This is a genomic window from Stenotrophomonas sp. ZAC14D1_NAIMI4_1 (genome assembly GCF_003086775.1).
Classification (GTDB): Bacteria; Pseudomonadota; Gammaproteobacteria; order Xanthomonadales; family Xanthomonadaceae; genus Stenotrophomonas.
Genome location: NZ_CP026001.1, coordinates 3,590,866 through 3,607,617, shown reverse-complemented (window position 1 = coordinate 3,607,617; position 16,752 = coordinate 3,590,866). Strand labels below are relative to the sequence as shown.

At 67.5% G+C, this 16,752-nt stretch carries 14 protein-coding genes; 7 read left to right on the top strand and 7 right to left on the bottom strand.

Going from position 1 to position 16,752, the window contains the following annotated elements; translation table 11 throughout:
- The first annotated feature begins 182 nt into the window (after positions 1–182).
- Positions 183–1,817 (top strand): NAD+ synthase, encoded by a 1,635-nt coding sequence (locus tag C1927_RS16535; RefSeq protein WP_079222933.1) that lies wholly within the window; start codon positions 183–185, stop codon positions 1,815–1,817.
- Positions 1,818–1,944: 127 nt separating this feature from the next.
- Here the strand turns inward: C1927_RS16535 and C1927_RS16530 are convergent, their stop codons facing one another.
- Positions 1,945–2,832, bottom strand: a complete 888-nt coding sequence (locus C1927_RS16530) for an outer membrane protein assembly factor BamD (protein WP_079222932.1) — start codon at positions 2,830–2,832, stop codon at positions 1,945–1,947.
- A gap of 113 nt (positions 2,833–2,945) precedes the next feature.
- On the opposite strand from C1927_RS16530, the gene rluD reads away from it, so the two are divergent.
- The 3 genes from rluD to C1927_RS16515 are packed head-to-tail and all read left to right on the top strand — an operon-like array spanning position 2,946 to position 5,109.
- Positions 2,946–3,935 (top strand): 23S rRNA pseudouridine(1911/1915/1917) synthase RluD, encoded by a 990-nt coding sequence (gene rluD / locus C1927_RS16525; RefSeq protein WP_079222931.1) that lies wholly within the window; start codon positions 2,946–2,948, stop codon positions 3,933–3,935.
- Entirely contained in the window at positions 3,935–4,702 is a 768-nt protein-coding gene (pgeF, locus tag C1927_RS16520; protein ID WP_079222930.1) for a peptidoglycan editing factor PgeF, read from the top strand. Before rluD ends, pgeF begins: the two co-directional genes overlap by 1 nt.
- Complete coding sequence (locus tag C1927_RS16515) at positions 4,699–5,109, top strand: thiol-disulfide oxidoreductase DCC family protein (protein ID WP_079222929.1); 411 nt, start codon at positions 4,699–4,701, stop codon at positions 5,107–5,109. Before pgeF ends, C1927_RS16515 begins: the two co-directional genes overlap by 4 nt.
- A 73-nt stretch (positions 5,110–5,182) precedes the next feature.
- Here C1927_RS16515 and otsA read toward each other — a convergent pair whose 3' ends face one another.
- From otsA to C1927_RS16495, 4 genes are all read right to left on the bottom strand, one after another.
- Complete coding sequence (otsA, locus tag C1927_RS16510; protein WP_079222928.1) at positions 5,183–6,547, bottom strand: alpha,alpha-trehalose-phosphate synthase (UDP-forming); 1,365 nt, start codon at positions 6,545–6,547, stop codon at positions 5,183–5,185.
- Complete coding sequence (locus C1927_RS16505) at positions 6,544–8,325, bottom strand: glycoside hydrolase family 15 protein (RefSeq protein WP_079225357.1); 1,782 nt, start codon at positions 8,323–8,325, stop codon at positions 6,544–6,546. Before C1927_RS16505 ends, otsA begins: the two co-directional genes overlap by 4 nt.
- A gap of 39 nt (positions 8,326–8,364) precedes the next feature.
- On the bottom strand, positions 8,365–9,123 hold the full coding sequence (gene otsB, locus C1927_RS16500; protein WP_108747250.1) for a trehalose-phosphatase: 759 nt from the start codon (positions 9,121–9,123) through the stop codon (positions 8,365–8,367).
- An 819-nt stretch (positions 9,124–9,942) separates the two neighbouring features.
- Complete coding sequence (locus tag C1927_RS16495; protein ID WP_079222926.1) at positions 9,943–12,375, bottom strand: TonB-dependent receptor; 2,433 nt, start codon at positions 12,373–12,375, stop codon at positions 9,943–9,945.
- 242 nt (positions 12,376–12,617) lie between these two features.
- Here C1927_RS16495 and C1927_RS16490 point away from each other — a divergent pair, with 242 nt between their 5' ends.
- Both C1927_RS16490 and C1927_RS16485 read left to right on the top strand, forming a co-directional pair.
- Positions 12,618–13,094, top strand: a complete 477-nt coding sequence (locus C1927_RS16490; protein ID WP_079222925.1) for a DUF3574 domain-containing protein — start codon at positions 12,618–12,620, stop codon at positions 13,092–13,094.
- 36 nt (positions 13,095–13,130) lie between these two features.
- The gene (locus C1927_RS16485) at positions 13,131–13,988 is read left to right on the top strand and encodes a hypothetical protein (RefSeq protein ID WP_079222924.1); all 858 of its coding nucleotides are present in this window, start codon (positions 13,131–13,133) and stop codon (positions 13,986–13,988) included.
- Between the two features lie 9 nt (positions 13,989–13,997).
- Here C1927_RS16485 and C1927_RS16480 read toward each other — a convergent pair whose 3' ends face one another.
- The gene (locus tag C1927_RS16480; RefSeq protein WP_079222923.1) at positions 13,998–14,309 is read right to left on the bottom strand and encodes a hypothetical protein; all 312 of its coding nucleotides are present in this window, start codon (positions 14,307–14,309) and stop codon (positions 13,998–14,000) included.
- A 17-nt stretch (positions 14,310–14,326) separates the two neighbouring features.
- Positions 14,327–14,614, bottom strand: a complete 288-nt coding sequence (locus C1927_RS16475) for a hypothetical protein (protein WP_079222922.1) — start codon at positions 14,612–14,614, stop codon at positions 14,327–14,329.
- Positions 14,615–14,730: 116 nt separating this feature from the next.
- Here C1927_RS16475 and C1927_RS16470 point away from each other — a divergent pair, with 116 nt between their 5' ends.
- Positions 14,731–16,449 (top strand): thiamine pyrophosphate-dependent enzyme, encoded by a 1,719-nt coding sequence (locus C1927_RS16470; RefSeq protein ID WP_108747249.1) that lies wholly within the window; start codon positions 14,731–14,733, stop codon positions 16,447–16,449.
- The last annotated feature ends 303 nt before the right edge of the window (positions 16,450–16,752 follow it).

Below are 16,752 nucleotides of genomic sequence, written 5' to 3'. Positions count from 1 at the left end.
TGAGGGCGAAAGTCAATAGCCTCAGTTCGGACATCCGAGGAGGTAATGGCAGGGCCTGGTCGCCAGGGAAACGAGATCCAGGTCTGCGCGACTGGGAGCGGACGGATCGCATGCATCGGGCCTGACCGGTCCATGTCCAAAGGCCTAGAATGGTGCAATTGCAACCACAGGCTGGAACCCCCATGGCTTCGATCCGCATCGCGATGGCGCAGTTCGATTTCCCGGTCGGCGATGTCGCCGGCAATACCGAGCGCATCATCGAGATGATCGGCCAGGCGCGCGAGGAGTACGGCGCCGAGCTGGTGATGTTCCCCGAGCTGGCGGTCAGCGGCTATCCGCCGGAAGACCTGCTGCTGCGCCCGGGCTTCCTGTACGAGTGCGAACAGGCGATGGGCCGCATCGCCGCTGCCTGCCGTGGCATCACGGCCGTGGTCGGCTGGCCGCAGGCCGCCGGTGCGGTGGTCTACAACGCCGCCAGCGTGCTGCGCGACGGCCTGGTCGAGCGCACCTACCGCAAGCGCGAGCTGCCCAACTATGCGGTGTTCGACGAGCGCCGTTACTTCGACGTGGATCCGGACGGCGGCAGCTGCGTGTTCGACGTGAACGGCGTGCCGGTCGGCCTGCTGATCTGCGAGGACCTGTGGTTCGCCGAGCCGCTGGCCGATACGGTGCGCGAGGGCGCGCAGCTGGTGGTGGTCCCCAACGCTTCGCCGTACGAGCGTGGCAAGCACGCCCAGCGTGACGCCGTGCTGGCCGCGCGCACCCGCGAGAGCGGGGCAGCGATTGCCTACCTCAACGTGGTCGGTGGCCAGGATGCGCTGGTGTTTGACGGCGCCTCCGTGGTGGCCGATGGCGACGGCACGGTGCACCCGGCGGCCGCCGCCTTCGTCGACCAGTGGCTGGTGGTGGACTACGACGGCGAAACCCGCCGCTTCCTGCCGCATGTGTGGATGGACGATGGCGACGAGAGCATGGACGCGCTGGCGTGGCGCGCGGTGACCCGCGGCATCCAGGACTACTGTGGCAAGAACGGTTTCAAGAAGGTGTGGCTGGGCCTGTCCGGCGGCATCGATTCGGCCCTGGTGCTGGCCCTGGCGGTCGACGCGATGGGGGCGGAGAACGTCACCGCCGTGCGCCTGCCGTCGCGCTATACCGCTGGCCTGTCCAACGACCTGGCGGCCGAGCAGTGCCAGGCACTGGGCGTGAAGCTGGAGGCGGTCTCCATCGAGCCTGCCTTCAAGGGCCTGATGGAGTCGCTGGCGCCGATGTTCGAGGGCACCACGCCGGATGTGACCGAGGAAAACCTGCAGTCGCGCAGCCGTGGCGTGATCCTGATGGCGCTGGCCAACAAGTTCGGCGGCCTGCTGCTGACCACCGGCAACAAGAGCGAGTATGCGGTCGGTTACGCCACCATCTACGGTGACATGTGCGGCGGCTACGCGCCGCTGAAGGACCTGTACAAGACGGAGGTGTTCGGCCTGTCCAAGTGGCGCAACACCGTGGGCGGCGCGCCGGTGATCCCGCCGGCGGTGATCAGCCGCCCGCCGTCGGCCGAGCTGCGCGACAACCAGCTGGACCAGGATTCGCTGCCGGCCTATGACGTGCTGGACGGCATCCTGTACCGCTACGTGGACCAGGAGCAGTCGCGCACGGAGATCGTGGCGGCCGGCTATGACGCGGCCGTGGTGGACCGCGTGCTGCGCCTGGTGCGCATCAGCGAGTGGAAGCGGCACCAGGCGGCACCGGGCCCGAAGGTTTCGCGCCGGGCGTTCGGCCGCGAGCGTCGGTACCCGATCAGCAACGGCTACAAGAGCTGAGCGGCGGTCGCCGGGCATGGCCCGGCGCTACCGGGTCATCCACGCATGGCGTGGATCTACTGTAGAGCCGAGCCAATGCTCGGCTTGAAGCTACAAAAGAAAAGGGCCCCTTGCGGGGCCCTTTTTCTTACTTCTTTTCCAGCCGCGCGTTGCGCTGGCCGGTGCTGGCCGACTTCTCGCCGGCGAACGGGTTCAGCTTGCGGATCATCCACGGGTACTTCGGCCAGTTGCCTTCCAGCCACGGGTGCTGCGGCTGGTTCAGCGTCAGCACGCGACGGGCGTCGTCGGCCAGGGTCTTGTTGCCCAGGTGGGTGTAGGCCTCGCCCAGCACCGCCACGGCGTCGTACTGGAAGGCGCTCTGCGGGTAGGTTTCCAGCAGGTAGTTGGCGCGGCCGGCGGCCGAGACATAGGCCTCGCGACGCAGGTAATACAGGGCGTTGTCCAGCTCGTGCTGGGCGAACACGTCACGCAGCTCGATCATCCGCTGGCGCGCATCGGCGGCATAACGGCTGTTCGGGTAGCGGTCGACCACGATGTTGAAGTCCGAATACGCCTGGTGCGGCGTGGACAGATCGCGGCGGCTCGGGTCCAGGGACCATACGCGACGCAGGAAAACCGTATTGCGGTTGGAGTTGGCCAGGCCGCGCAGGTAGTACAGGTAGGCGATGTTGCGGTGGGTCGGGTAGGTACGGATGAAGCGGTCGATGCTGGACACGGCGTCATCGTGCTTGCCGGCCTTGTACTGGGCGTAGGCGGTTTCGATCATCGCCTGCTCGGTGTACGGGCCATACGGGTACTGCGCCACCAGGCGACGGAAGCTGGCTTCGGCGCCGCTCCAGTTGCCGCCCTGCATCAGCGAGTGGCTCTTGTCGTACAGTTGTTCGACCGGCGTTCCTTCATCGGGGCGATCACCCTTCTTGGCGCCGCGATGGCAACCGGTGGCGGCGATGACCAGCACCAGCAACAGGGCGGTGAGGCGGACGGGCGCGGAGAGCATGGAGGAGCGTCGGATCATGGGGTCAAGGCGGGACGCGTCTGGAATACGAAGGGTCGATGATAGCCTAGTGTCCTGTCCAGCGACTGAAACCGGTCGGCCGGACCCCAAAATTTCGAAGATACCCCCCTGCCATGTCTGAACAATCCTCCGAATCGGCCCGCCAGGCCATCGTCCCCGACACCTCCGCCGGCCGCCGTTTCGACGCGGTCGTGGCCGAGCTGTTCCCCGAATACTCGCGCTCGCGCCTGACCGAGTGGATCAAATCCGGCAATGTGCTGCTGGACGGCGCCCAGGCCCGCCCGCGCGACCCGCTGCGCGGCGGCGAGGCCGTCACCCTGAACGTGGTGCTGGACACCCAGACCGACGCCCAGCCGGAGGACATCCCGCTGGACGTGCTGTTCGAGGACGAGCACCTGCTGGTGATCAACAAGCCGGTGGGCCTGGTGGTCCACCCGGGCGCCGGCAACCACAGCGGCACCCTGGTCAACGCCCTGCTGTACCGCGACCCGTCGGTGGCGGTGCTGCCGCGCGCGGGCATCGTGCACCGCCTGGACAAGGACACCAGCGGCGTGATGGTGGTGGCGCGCACCCTGGAAGCGCAGACCGCGCTGGTCGAGCAGCTGGCCGCGCGTGACGTGCACCGCCAGTACCTGGCCATCGTGATGGGCGCCCTGGTGGCCGGCGGTACCGCCGATGCCCCGATCGATCGCCACCCGCGCGACCGCCTGAAGATGGGCGTGCGCGAGGACGGCAAGGAAGCGATCACCCATTACCGCCTGCGCGAGCGCTTCCGTGCGCACACCGCGCTGGAATGCCGCCTGGAAACCGGCCGCACCCACCAGATCCGCGTGCACATGGCGCACATCCGCCACCCGATCGTGGGTGACCCGCTGTACGGCGGCGCGCTGAAGCTGCCCAAGGGCGCCAGCGATGAGCTGGTCGCGGCCCTGCGCGGATTCAAGCGCCAGGCCCTGCACGCGGAAACCCTGGAGTTCGTGCACCCGATCACCGGCGAGCAGGTGCGCAATACCGCACCGGTGCCGGCGGACATGCTGCACCTGATGAAGGTGCTGCGTGAAGACAGCGCGGCCTTTGCCGAGCGCGAGCGGGACCGCTGGTGATGGACGCCACGCTGCCGCTGCTGCAGGCCGACTGGCCGGCGCCTGCGGGCGTCCGCGCGCTGACCACGCGTCGGCATGGCGCGGGCATCTCGCCGGCGCCGTTCGCGCAGTTCAACCTGGGCAATCGGCATGCGGCCGACGGTGATACCCCGGCCAACGTCGAGCACAACCGGCAGCTGCTGCAGCAGGGCCTGGCCCTGCCATCGGCACCGCACTGGCTGCGCCAGGTGCATGGCACCACCGTGCTGCGTTTCGACGCGGCACCGGTGGCCGGTGCCAGCGAGCCGGTGGCCGACGCCGCGGTGACCTCGGTGCCAGGCGTGGTGCTGGCCATCCTCACCGCTGACTGCCTGCCGGTGGTGTTCGCCGCCGCCGATGGCAGCGAGGTGGGGGCGGCGCATGCCGGCTGGCGTGGCCTGGCCGACGGCATGCTGGAAGACACCGTGGCTGCCATGAACACCCCGCCAGCGCAGCTGCGTGCCTGGCTGGGCCCGGCAGCCGGCCCGCAGCACTATGAAATCGGTGAAGAGGTCTACCACGCCTTCGTTGGCCACGATCCGGGCGCGGAAGCGGCCTTCGTCGCCACCCGCGCCGGGCACTGGAAAGTGGACCTGTTCGCCCTGGCCCGGCAGCGCCTGCAGGCCGCCGGGCTGGATGCAGCCAGCATCCATGGCGGAACGATCTCGACCATGGCCGACCCGGACCTGTATTCGCACCGCCGCGACCGCCGTACGGGGCGCATGGCCACGCTGGTGTGGATGGCATGAACGGGCCCGCAGCGCCGGCAGTGATCGTCTTCGACGGTGTCTGCGCGCTGTGCAGCCGCTGGGTGCGTTTCCTGCTGCGGTTTGACCGGCAGGGGCGCTACCGCTTCGCGGCGATGCAGGGTGCACAGGGCAGCGCCCTGCTGCGCGCCCATGGCCTGGACCCGAACGACCCGCTGTCGTTCCTGCTGGTGGACGCGCAGGGCGCCTGGACCGACACCGACGCGATCCTGCGCGTGCTGACGGGGCTGGGCGGCCTGTGGCGCGTGGCCGGCGTGCTGCGCCTGTTGCCGCGTGGTTGGCGGGACGTGGCCTATCGCGCGCTGGCGCGTAACCGCTACCGCTGGTTCGGCCGGCACGACGCCTGTTACCTGCCTGGTCCGGAACAGGCCGCGCGGTTCCTGGATTGACCGCCGCCGGGCGTGGCCCGGCGCTACGACGTGCGCGGGCCAAGGTAGCGCCGGGCCACGCCCGGCGGACCCGTTACCCTTCCAGCGCTTCCAGGTAGCTGCGGCGCCAGTGGTTGATGTCGTACGTGCGCAGGTGGTCCATCATCGCGTGCCAGCGTTCCTGGCGCCGGCGCAGCGACATCGTCGCCGCGGTGGCGATGGCATCGGCCACGCCGTCCAGGTCGTGCGGGTTCACCAGCAGTGCCTGCTTCAGTTCATCAGCGGCACCGGCCAGCAGTGACAGCACCAGCACGCCGGGATCATCCGGGTCCTGCGAGGCCACGTACTCCTTGGCCACCAGGTTCATGCCATCGCGCAGCGGGGTTACCAGGCCCACGGCCGCAGCGCGGTAGAAGCCGGTCAGCGTGGCGTGGGTGAAGTTCTGGTTGACGTAGCGCAGCGGGGTCCAGTCGGGCTCGGCGTGGCCACCGTTGATGTGCCCAGCAATCTGCTCCAGCTGGCTGCGCAGCTGCCGGTACTCGGTGACATCGCCGCGTGAGACCGGGGCGATCTGCAGGTAGGTCAGCGAGCCGCGCTGGTCGGGGTGGCGCTCCAGGTAGCGTTCGAAGCCCTGGAAGCGCTCGGGCAGGCCCTTGGAATAATCCAGGCGGTCCACGCCGATGGCCAGCTGGCGGTCGCGCAGGCTGCTGCGCAGGTTCTTCACCGAGGGCTTGGTTGCTGCCGTTGCCGCCTGGCGGGCGATGAGGTCGGTATCGATGCCGATCGGGAAGGCTGCCGCGCGGAAGCGGCGCCCGCCGGGGGCTTCCAGCCGGCCATCCTCCAGTACGCGGCCACCGCCGAACAGGCGCAGGTAGGTCTGGAAGCGGTCGGCGTCGCGCTGGGTCTGGAAGCCGACCAGATCGTAGGCATAGAGCGAGGAGAACAGCCGCAGGTGGTCGGGCATGGCCTGCAGCAGGTCGGCCGACGGCATCGGGATATGCAGGAAGAAGCCGATCCTGCAGCCGATGCCGCGCTCGCGCAGCATCGCGCCCAGCGGTATCAGGTGATAGTCGTGGATCCAGACGATGTCGTCCTCGCGCAGCAGCGGCGCGAGCTTGTCGGCGAACAGCGCATTGACCTTGTGGTAGGTCTCGCGGGTGCCGCGGTCATAGTCGACCAGGTCCAGGCGGAAGTGCAGCAGCGGCCACAGCGTGCGGTTGGAAAAGCCGTTGTAGTAGCCATCCACATCGCGCTTGGCCAGGTCCATGGTGACGTACTCGATGTCACCGTCCTTCTGCTGGTGCAGCGTGCCGCTGGCATCCTTTGCGTTCTTGCCGCTCCAGCCGAACCACATGCCGCCGCGTTCCTTCAGTGCGGCAAGCAGGCCCACGGCCAGGCCGCCGGCGCGGCTTTCACCGGGTACGGCCACCCGGTTGGACACTACGACCAGACGACTCACGACGCCTCCTGCCAGGAACGCGACAGGCGCATGGCGGCGGTGATCAGGCCGACGTGCGAATAGGTCTGCGGGAAGTTGCCCCACGCTTCGCCACCGTCGAAGGCCAGGTCTTCGGAGAGCAGGCCGAGGTGGTTGCGCTGCTTCAGCAGCAGCTCGAACATCTCGCGCGCTTCGTCCATGCGGCCGATCGCCGCCAGCGCATCGATGTACCAGAACGTGCAGATGGTGAAGCTGGTTTCCGGTTCGCCGAAATCATCCGGTGCCACGTAGCGGTACAGCGAATTGCCGTGCTTGAGGTCGCGGCCGATCGCCTCGACGGTGGCGACGAAGCGGGCGTCCAGTGCGTCGATGAAACCGATGTCGGCCAGCAGCAGCAACGAGGCATCCAGGCGATGGCCGTCGAAGGTGTCGGTGAAGTGGCCAAGCTCCTCGCTCCACGCCTTTTCCATGATGCGGGCGTGGATGGTGTCGGCGCGCTCGCGCCAGTAGTTCGCGCGATCGTCGCGCTTGAGGCGCACGGCGATCTTGCACAGGCGGTCGCAGGCGGCCCAGCACATCGCGCTGGTGTAGGTATGCACTTCGGTGCGGCCACGGAATTCCCACAGGCCGGCATCGGGCACGTCATGCAGGGCGAAGGCCTGCTCGCCCAGCGGCTCCAGCCGCGCGAAGGTGTGCGCATCGCCCGGGTCCTGCAGGCGGCGGTCGAAGAACAGCTGGGTGGATGCCAGCACCACGCTGCCATAGACATCGTGCTGGCGCTGCACCCAGGCCAGGTTGCCGCGGCGCACCGGGCCCATGCCGCGGTAGCCGGACAGGCTGGGCACTTCATCCTCGTCCAGCTTGGCCTCGAAGCCGATGCCGTACAGCGGCTGCAGGGTGCCGTCGGTGGTGGCCAGGTTGAAGATGTAGCCGAGGAACTGTTCCATCGTGCGGGTGGCGCCGAGGCGGTTCAACGCACGCACCACGAACGCCGCATCGCGCAGCCAGCAGTAGCGGTAATCCCAGTTGCGCACGCTGCCGGGCGCTTCGGGAATGGAGGTGGTCATCGCGGCGATGATCGCGCCGCTGTCCTCGTACTGGCACAGCTTGAGGGTGATCGCGCTGCGGATGACCGCGTCCTGCCACTCCAGCGGGATGGACAGGTAGCGCACCCATTCGCGCCAGTAATCGCGGGTGCGCTGGAAGGCTTCCTGCACGTAGCCGCTGATGGAGCGGTTGAGCGATTCATCCACGCCCAGGATGAGGTGGATGGGATGGTTGAGCACGAACGGCAGGCCTTCGCGCACCATGCGCACGGGCACGTCGGTGGTCAGGCGCAGCACGTGTTCGGGCAGGATCCAGCGCACGTGGTTGCTGCCCCAGGTCGATTCGGGCACGCGGGCGCCCCAGTCGGCCAACGGGCGCGCCAGCACGGTGATGCGCGGGCTGCCGGTGAGCGGCCGCACCTGGCGGATCAGGCTGACCGGACGGTAGAAGCGGTCGTTCTGCCGCCAGCGTGGGGCGAAGTCGAGGATTTCCAGTGAACCGCCGTGGCTGTCGTGCAGCACGGTGCGCAGGATCGCGGTGTTGGTCAGGTATTCCTGCTCGCTGCTGGCGAAGTCCTCCAGCTCGATGGCGAAATCGCCGCCGGTCTGCTGGTTGGGCCCCAGCAGGGCGCAGAACGTAGGGTCGCCGTCGAAGGTGGGCAGGCAGCTCCAGACAACGCGGGCATGTTTGTCGACCAGGGCGCCGAAGCTGCCGTTGCCGACCACGCCCAGATCAAGATCGGGTTGGGTCATCACGCGGTACATCTCGGTTGCGGCCGTGGGGTGGCCGGGTCAATACGCATTCTCACGCAGCCAGGCGTGCACGCTGCGTATGTCAGGCAGCGCGAACACCGCCGCGCTGGGTTCACGTTCGCCGATCAGCACGCTCCAGCCATGCTGTCCGTTGGCGGCCTCGAAGCCGAACTCATCGGTGAGGTCATCGCCCAGGAAAACCGGCAGGCGGCCACGGAACGGCAGGTACTGCATCAGGCGGCGCAGGGCGCGGCCCTTGTCGGTGCCCACGGGGACGAACTCGACCACATGGTCACCGGGTTGCAGGCGATAGCTGGGGCGGCCGCGCACATGGCGCTCGGCGAAGGTGCGTACATCACTGGCGGCATGCGGTGCGCCACGCCAGTGCAGGGCCAGACCGGCACCCTTTTCCTCCACCAGCACGCCGGGATAGCCGTGGGCGAAACGCATGGCCTGCTGGTGCAGGGCATGCAGCCATTCGGCGGTGTCATCGTCCTGTTCTTCACGCAGCACGCGCCCGTCCTCGCCACGCAGTTCGTGGCCATGCAAGCCGGCGGCGGGCAGCTGCAGGGGGGCGAACAGCTGGTCCAGCTGTTCCAGTGGGCGACCACTGACGAGGGCGACCGCGCCTTCGAGGCGATCACTGATACGGCCGATGGCTTCACGCACATCCGGCAGGAGCTGCACGGCATCCGGGCGCGCAGCGAATTCTATGAGGGTGCCGTCGACATCGAGAAACAACGCACAGGCGTCGTCCAGCAATGGCGGTGGCGGACGCAGGGGGAGCGGTTCAGCCATGCCCACCAGCTTGCCAGCGGCGGCGTGTAGGGCAGGTCGAGGCGGGGCGACAACTGCCTGACCGGTGGGTGCCGACCGTTGGTCGGCACGAAGGGCAGTGCGGACCAACGGTCCGCACCCACCAGAAAAAATGAAGACCGGTGGGTGCCGACCATTGGTCGGCACGGAAGGGCAGTGCGGACCAACGGTCCGCATCCACCAGAAAAAATGAAGACCGGTGGGTGCCGACCGTTGGTCGGCACGAAGGGCAGTGCGGACCAACGGTCCGCACCCACCAGAAGAAATGAAGACCGGTGGGTGCCGACCGTTGGTCGGCATGGAAGGGCAGTGCGGACCAACGTCCGCACCCACCAGAAGAAATGAAGACCGGTGGGTGCCGACCGTTGGTCGGCACGAAGGGCAACGCGGACCAACGGTCCGCACCCACCAGAAGAAATGAAGACCGGTGGGTGCCGACCGTTGGTCGGCATGGAAGGGCAGTGCGGACCAACGGTCCGCACCCACCAGAAGATATGAAGACCGGTGGGTGCCGACCGTTGGTCGGCACGGAAGGGCAGTGCGGACCAACGGTCCGCACCCACCAGAAGAAATGAAGACCGGTGGGTGCCGACCGTTGGTCGGCACGAAGGGCAGTGCGGACCAACGGTCCGCACCCACCAGAAGATATGAAGACCGGTGGGTGCCGACCGTTGGTCGGCACGGAAGGGCAGTGCGGACCAACGGTCCGCACCCACCAGAAAAAATGAAGACCGGTGGGTGCCGACCGTTGGTCGGCACGAAGGGCAGTGCGGACCAACGGTCCGCACCCACCAGAAGCGGTCAGAACGTGTAACGCACGCGGCCGTAGTAGTACGCGCCGTTGCTGCCGATCGGCGACAGCACGTCGTACGGCAGGTTGCCGTAGTAGTAGATATCGTCGTTGGACTTGTCCGGGTAGTTGTCCGTCAGGTTCTGCCCGCCGATGGCCACGCTCCACTGCTTGTTGAAGCGGTATTCCACCTCTGCATCCAGCTGCCACTCGGCCTGGTAGGTCTGGCGCGGAATGTAGCCATCGCCGAAATTGAACACGCGGGTGGCGCTGCCGTAGCGGTTCACGCGGCTGCTCAGCGACCAGTGGTCGTTGCTCCAGGCGGCCGAGAAGCTGGCACGGGTGCGCGGGGTCGCGTCGGTCAGCGTGTTGGTTTCCTCGATGCCGAACAGCACGTAGTCCGCGTCCAGCGCCTGCAGCTGGGACGGGGTGGCCAGCACGTTCTTCAGCGTGGTCTTGGTGTAGGCATAGGTGCCGGTCAGCAGCAGCTGGCCATCGCCCAGTGCCTGGCGCCAGTTGGTCACCAGCTCGGCGCCACGGGTGCGGGTATCGGCGGCGTTGACGAAGAAGCTGGCACTCTGCAGGCCGGTGACGCCGTAGTTGGCGGCCACGAAGTCGGTCAGCGCATCGCCGGTGATGCTTTCCGACAGCGCGATGCGGTCGTCGATGTCGATCTGGAAGAAGTCCAGCGACAGGTCGAAGTGCTCACCGATGCGGCTGGTGAAGCCCAGCGAGGTGTTCAGCGACTTCTCCGGCTTCAGGTCCTGCGCGCCGAGGCCGCGGGCGATCGGGTTGTTGACCGACAGCAGGCGGCCCTGCACCAGCTGGCCAGCGGCGTTGTAGCCGGTGGACGTGGATTCGTAGCCGATCTGTGCCAGCGACGGCGCGCGGAAGTTGTTGGAGATGGCACCGCGCAGGGCGAAGGCCGGGGTGAATTCGTAGCGCAGGCCGAGCTTGCCGGTCAGCTCGCCGCCGAAATCGTCGCTGTGCTCGTAGCGCGCGGCCAGGTCGGTGGAGAAGTGGTCGCCGAACTGGCTGGACAGGCTGGCATAGGCACTGGCCACGTCGCGCGCCAGCGAAGCGGCATCCTGCGGGGTCAGGCCGCCACCGGCCTGCGAGCCGGTCGGGCGATCGGTGTACGGGCCGGCCGCATAGCTGGACGGGTCACCCGGACGCGTCTGGTAGCGCTCGTGGCGCACTTCCGCGCCCAGGCCCAGGGTGTGGGTGATGCTGTCGCTCTGCGAGAACACGCGGCTCAGGTCGAGGTTGCCCACGGTCTGCGCGTACTGGTAATCGGCGGTCTTGAAGCGGGTCGGGCTGGTCGGGCCCAGCGAGGCATTGATCGAATCGCGCAGGCGGTAGGTGAAGTCGTTCTGGCCGTAATCCACGCTGCCGTCATAGCTCCACTCGCCCCACTGGCCACGCACGCCGGCCACGGCCTGCACATCGCGGTTCTCGCCTTCGGAAATCGGGCGGTATCCGTTCGGGTAGACCTCCTTCCAGTTGGCATCGCCATCGGGGTAGCGGAAGTAGTTCGCACCTTCGGTGTCACGCTGGTTGAAGGTGCCGAAGGCATAGAACGTTGCGGTCTTGCCCACCGGAATCTCGGTGTTCAGCCACAGGTTGATGTCCTTGCTGGCGCCATCGCCGAGCACGTAGTTGCGCTTGCCCTGCAGCGCCAGGTTGGCCTCGGTCTGGTCCCACGGCGGGATCAGGTCGTAGCCGGCGCGGTTGGTGCCGTTGCGCTTCTTGTATTCCAGGCCTACGCGCAGGAAGCCGCCATCCTCGCCCAGCGACGTGCCGACCTTGGCGCTGATGTTGCCGGCCTGGCCATCGGTGAGGGTGCGGCCGATCGGCTTGAGGTCGGTGTGGTTGGCGCCGTAGCTGGCTTCGATCTCGCCGCCGTCGCCGCCGTTGTCCAGGATCACGTTGATCACGCCGGCCACGGCATCGGAGCCGTACAGGGCGCCGGCGCCATCACGCAGCACTTCGATGCGCTTGATGGCGCTGACCGGGATCGAGTTGAAATCGACCGGGGTGGTGCCCTTGCCGATCTTGCTGTCCGTGTTGACCAGTGCGGTGTGGTGGCGGCGCTTGCCGTTCACCAGCACCAGCACCTGGTCAGGCGACAGGCCACGCAGCTGCGCGGCGCGCACGTGGTCGGCGCCGCCGGAGTTGGACTGGCGCGGGAAGTTGAACGACGGCAGCAGGGCCTGCAGCGCACTGCCCAGCTCGCCGTTGACCACGCCGGCCTTGCGGATGTCCTCGGCGGTGAGCACGTCCACCGGCGAGGTGGATTCGAGCACGGTGCGGTCGGCGGCGCGGGTGCCGGTGACGATCACCGTGTCCAGGTTGGTGGCCGCATCCTGGGCAGAGGCGAGGGCGGGGGACAGGGCGAGCGCGATGGCGAGGCCAAGCGGCGACGCGGACAGGCGGGGGGACATGCGGACTCCAGCAACAACGACGTGGGGAAGGGGCGGGGGAGAGAAAGTTTCACTTACATCCATCCGGATGAAGCGATATATTATCTTGGCGTGAGGAGGGGGTGTGACGCAAGCCCCGCTTCCAATCGCATCAGCTGATGCCCCTGTGGCATGAGTGATTGGTTGCAGCCGCAACCGAAACGCAGGTGTACCCTCCGTGCCCCTTCGTCGTGCTTTTCCCCTTCCCCGGAGTGCTGTCCCCCATGAAACACCTTGGCCTGATCTTTGCCGTGCTGCTGGCGACCAGCGGCTGCGCCAGCCTGTCCTCGAAGGCGCCCAGCGCCTATGCCACCACCGCCGAGATGCAGGGCGACGCCGCGCGGCCGTCCAACGGCCAGGGCTGGGTGCGCAGCGAGCTGTACTTCGGCGTGGGTGAGGAGCAGGGCGCGGGCAACCGGCCGCAGGCGGACACCATCAGCGAGGCGCAGTGGCGCGCCTTCCTGGACAAGGAAGTGACCCCGCGCTTCCCCGATGGCCTGACGGTGTTCGATGCCTACGGCCAGTGGCTGTTCCGCGGCGACACCTCGCCCAACCGCCTGCGCACCAAGGTGCTGGTGGTGCTGCATGAAGACAGCCCGCAGCGTCGTGCCGACATCGAAGCCATCCGCCTGGCGTGGAAGCAGCAGACCAAGCACCAGTCGGTGCTGTGGTCGCGGCAGGCCGTTGACGTATCGTTCTGACCTGGAGGCGCCACCGTGGCGCCGCAGGGAACGACGATGAGACACAGGGACACGGTGATGGGCCTGCTGCTGGCGGGCCTGATGACTCCGCTGGCGCATGCCGCTGAAAGCAATGCGCCGCTGCGCTTCGAGGCGGCGCCCGGCGTCCGCGTGCAGGCCGAGGTGACGGAGGGCGGCAGCATTGCCGTGCAGGTACTGCCCTCGGGCAAGCGGCAGAGTCTGCCGGGGGCCCCCGATGTCGAGGGCAATTCCCGCCTGTCTGCCGAGGATGTCGATTTCGATGGGCGCCCGGAGCTGGTTGCGCGGGCGTCGGTCGGCATGGTCAACGAAGCGGTGGCGGTGTATCGCTACGATCCGGCCAGCGGCGGTTTCCGCGCGCTGCAGGCCCAGACCCATGGCCGTGACAACTGCGGCGGCCTGATGGGCCTCACCGTTGATGCGGCCACCCGTATGCTGACCAGCAGCTGCCGCGGCGGGCCGATGTGGTACACCGATCAATACCGCTTCGATGGCAGCACGCTCTATCTGTACCGCTCCGAGGACGTGCTGCGCCTGGGCGACACATTGAACAACACGCTGCAGCCGGATCGGACCGAGGAAAACGGCCCGCTGGCGGTCTGGCGCACCCATGATGCGTCCGGCCGCGTGCTGGAAAGCGCCATCGCCGATGGCCTGAGTGCACCGGCCGCCAATGCACCGCTGCGCGGCCAGCAGGCCACGGTGCTGACCGCGCGCCTGTTCCTGTTTGATCGCCCGGGTGCTGCAAGCACCAAGCGCTATCTGCTGCAGGGCGACCGGGTCGAGATGCTGGATGAAAAGGACGGCTGGATGAAGCTGCGCTATCGCAACCCGAAGCGCGGCGCGATCGAGGGCTGGGTCAACGTCAACGATTGAAACAGGCGTTCAGTCACCGACGCAGCGGATGGTGCTGCGCTGGCGATATGCCTGGTCGAACAGCACCAGCAGACGCAGCGCCACCTCGGTCAGCGGCGAGTCTGCGCCCTGTGGTTCCTCCAGCATGCGGCCGATGATTTCCTGCACCAGTGCCTGTGACTGCTCGGGCGAGATGGAGGGCTGCGCGTAGAACTCACGCGCGAGCCGGCACAGCTGCGGGTAGCGCTGCGCATCGGAACTGAGGATGGCTTCCTCGTGCGGCGCAATCCAGGCACGCTGTTCCGGGTCGCGCCCGTTGTCGAGGTAGAGGTCGAAGGCCACGTCGGTTCCTGTCCGGGTCAGCGGGTCTGCCAGGCCACGGCCTGGCCATCGCGGTGGGCGGCGGCAAACACCAGAAGCAGGCGCAGGCCGCCCCTGCGCTGCACGTCGTCACCAGGGACGGTGGCCAGGCACTGCAGCAGTTCGTCCATCGCGGTTGCGAGCGCGGTGCCCTCGAGGCTGCCGCGCGGCTGCGCACGCAGTGTTGCCAGATGCGGATGCAGGGTGGCATCGAGCCCCTGCAGCCACTGCAGTTCGTGGTAGTTCAGGGTGTCGCGCGATTCAGCGCGGTGCAGGATGAGCTGCATGGGGGCAGGCCGGGGAATCTGCCGTCAATGTATCGGATCAGCCTGCACAATGCCCACAGTGGCATCACTTGGCCGGGTCTAGCCTCGGGGTTCCCCCGAACCCCGACTGTGCCCCCATGAGCAAGCGCGTTGCAGAAATCGTCATCGACACACTTCAGCAGGCCGGCGTCCGCCGCTGCTACGGCATTGTGGGCGATACCTTGAACCACGTGACCGATGCGATGCATCGCAGCGAGATCGAATGGGTGCACGTGCGCCACGAAGAAGTGGCCGCCTTCGCCGCCGGCGCTGATTCGCTGGTGAGCGGGCAGCTGACCGCCTGCGCCGGTTCCTGCGGGCCCGGTGGCCTGCACTTCATCAACGGCATCTTCGAAAGCAACCGCAACCGCGCGCCGATGGTGCTGATCGCCAGCCAGATCCTCACCAGCGAACTGGGCATGGAATTCCCGCAGGAAGTGGATTTCAAGGCGGTCTATGGAAGTTGCACGGTGTTCTGCGAGCAGGTGCACAGCCCCGAGCAGGCGCGGCGCGTGGTGGCGCTGGCCTGCCAGGCGGCGATCAGCCGCCGCGGCGTGGCGGTGGTCATCCTGCCGGCGGACATCAGCGAGGCCGAGGTGAAGCACGACGTGCCGTTCTCGGTGCATTACGCCCAGCCGGTGCTGCGCCCGTCCGATGACGAGCTGCAACGCATCGCCGGACTGCTGGGGCAGGGCAAGCGCATCGGCATCTATGCCGGCGCCGGTTGCCAGGGCGCGCACGCGCAGCTGCTGGAACTCGCCCGGCAGCTGCAGGCGCCGGTGGCGCACACCTCGCGTGCCAAGGATTTTGTCGAGCCGGACAACCCCTACAACATGGGCATGACCGGCATCTTCGGCATCGAATCGGGCTTCCACACGTTGATGGAGTGCGACACGCTGCTGCTGCTGGGCGCTGACTTCGCCTGGGGCCAGTTCTACCCGGACAAGGCGACCATCATCCAGGTCGACCGCGATGGCAGCCACCTCGGCCGCCGCCATCCGGTGAGCCTGGGCGTGGTTGGCGACATCGCACCGACGCTGGACGCGCTGCTGCCGATGCTGCCGCCACGCGAGGACAGCACCTTCCTCGACGAGTGCATCACGCACCGGGACAAGGCGCTGCAGAAGCGCGAACAGGAAGAACAGCCCGGCGAAGGCGAACTGATCCACCCGCAACACCTGACCGCGTTGCTGTCGAAGCACGCCAGCGACGATGCCCTGTTCACCGCCGACGGTGGCTCGCCGATGGTCTGGGTGCTGCGCCATATCCGGGTGAACGGCCGCCGGCGCACGCTGACCAGCCTGCTGCACGGCACGATGGCCAACGCGATGCCGCAGGCGCTGGGCCTGCAGAAGGCCTTCCCCGGCCGGCAGGTGATTTCGCTGTCCGGCGATGGTGGCCTGGCGATGCTGCTGGGTGACCTGCTGACCGCCGTGCAGGAGAACCTGCCGATCAAGGTGGTGGTGTTCAACAACGGCTCGCTGAATTTCGTCGAGCTGGAGCAGAAGGTGGAGGGCCTGCTGGACAACTACACCGACCTGAAGAATCCCGATTTTGGTCGCCTGGCCGAGGTGATCGGTTTCCACGGCCGCACGGTGACCCGCAGCGAGGATCTGGAGGAAGCGGTACTGGACTTCCTGGCCCAGCGCGGACCGGCATTGCTGGATGTGCATACCAGCCGCGCGGAGCTGGTGATGCCGCCGCAGATCGAAGCCAAGCAGGTGGCGGGTACGGCGTTGTATGCGGCCAAGGCGGTGTTGAACGGCCGCTTCGACGATGTGAAGCACCTGCTGGTGGACAACTTCCTGAAAAAGTAGGGGTGGGGGGCGATGCAGGGCTGCGCCCTGCACCCGCTACAGACCAGAGCAACGTCAAGTTCAAGAGCTGGCTATCCGTGGGTTGGCGGGGTGGGTCCGGTTGAGGGGGACGCCGTAAACCCATCCCTGGGGGCTTGGTCGCGCCATCCATGGCGCTCACACCCCCTCAACCGGACCCACCCCGCCTTCGACAGTTTCCCGGTGGCCGGTAGATCCACGCCATGCGTGGATAGCGGAAGAATGATCGGAGTGATCTTCTGTAGCCGAGCCATGCTCGGCTCATGGCTCTCGCGTACAGCAGCC

Excerpts from the sequence above, each read along its gene's own strand:
- rluD (WP_079222931.1), top strand. The coding sequence starts at position 2,946 with ATGTCTGAACAATCCTCCGAATCGGCCCGCCAGGCCATCGTCCCCGAC.
- C1927_RS16475 (WP_079222922.1), bottom strand. The coding sequence starts at position 14,614 with ATGCAGCTCATCCTGCACCGCGCTGAATCGCGCGACACCCTGAACTAC.
- otsB (WP_108747250.1), bottom strand. The coding sequence starts at position 9,123 with ATGGCTGAACCGCTCCCCCTGCGTCCGCCACCGCCATTGCTGGACGAC.
- pgeF (WP_079222930.1), top strand. The coding sequence starts at position 3,935 with ATGGACGCCACGCTGCCGCTGCTGCAGGCCGACTGGCCGGCGCCTGCG.
- C1927_RS16515 (WP_079222929.1), top strand. The coding sequence starts at position 4,699 with ATGAACGGGCCCGCAGCGCCGGCAGTGATCGTCTTCGACGGTGTCTGC.
- C1927_RS16505 (WP_079225357.1), bottom strand. The coding sequence starts at position 8,325 with ATGACCCAACCCGATCTTGATCTGGGCGTGGTCGGCAACGGCAGCTTC.
- C1927_RS16490 (WP_079222925.1), top strand. The coding sequence starts at position 12,618 with ATGAAACACCTTGGCCTGATCTTTGCCGTGCTGCTGGCGACCAGCGGC.
- C1927_RS16485 (WP_079222924.1), top strand. The coding sequence starts at position 13,131 with ATGAGACACAGGGACACGGTGATGGGCCTGCTGCTGGCGGGCCTGATG.
- C1927_RS16530 (WP_079222932.1), bottom strand. The coding sequence starts at position 2,832 with ATGATCCGACGCTCCTCCATGCTCTCCGCGCCCGTCCGCCTCACCGCC.
- C1927_RS16495 (WP_079222926.1), bottom strand. The coding sequence starts at position 12,375 with ATGTCCCCCCGCCTGTCCGCGTCGCCGCTTGGCCTCGCCATCGCGCTC.
- C1927_RS16470 (WP_108747249.1), top strand. The coding sequence starts at position 14,731 with ATGAGCAAGCGCGTTGCAGAAATCGTCATCGACACACTTCAGCAGGCC.
- C1927_RS16535 (WP_079222933.1), top strand. The coding sequence starts at position 183 with ATGGCTTCGATCCGCATCGCGATGGCGCAGTTCGATTTCCCGGTCGGC.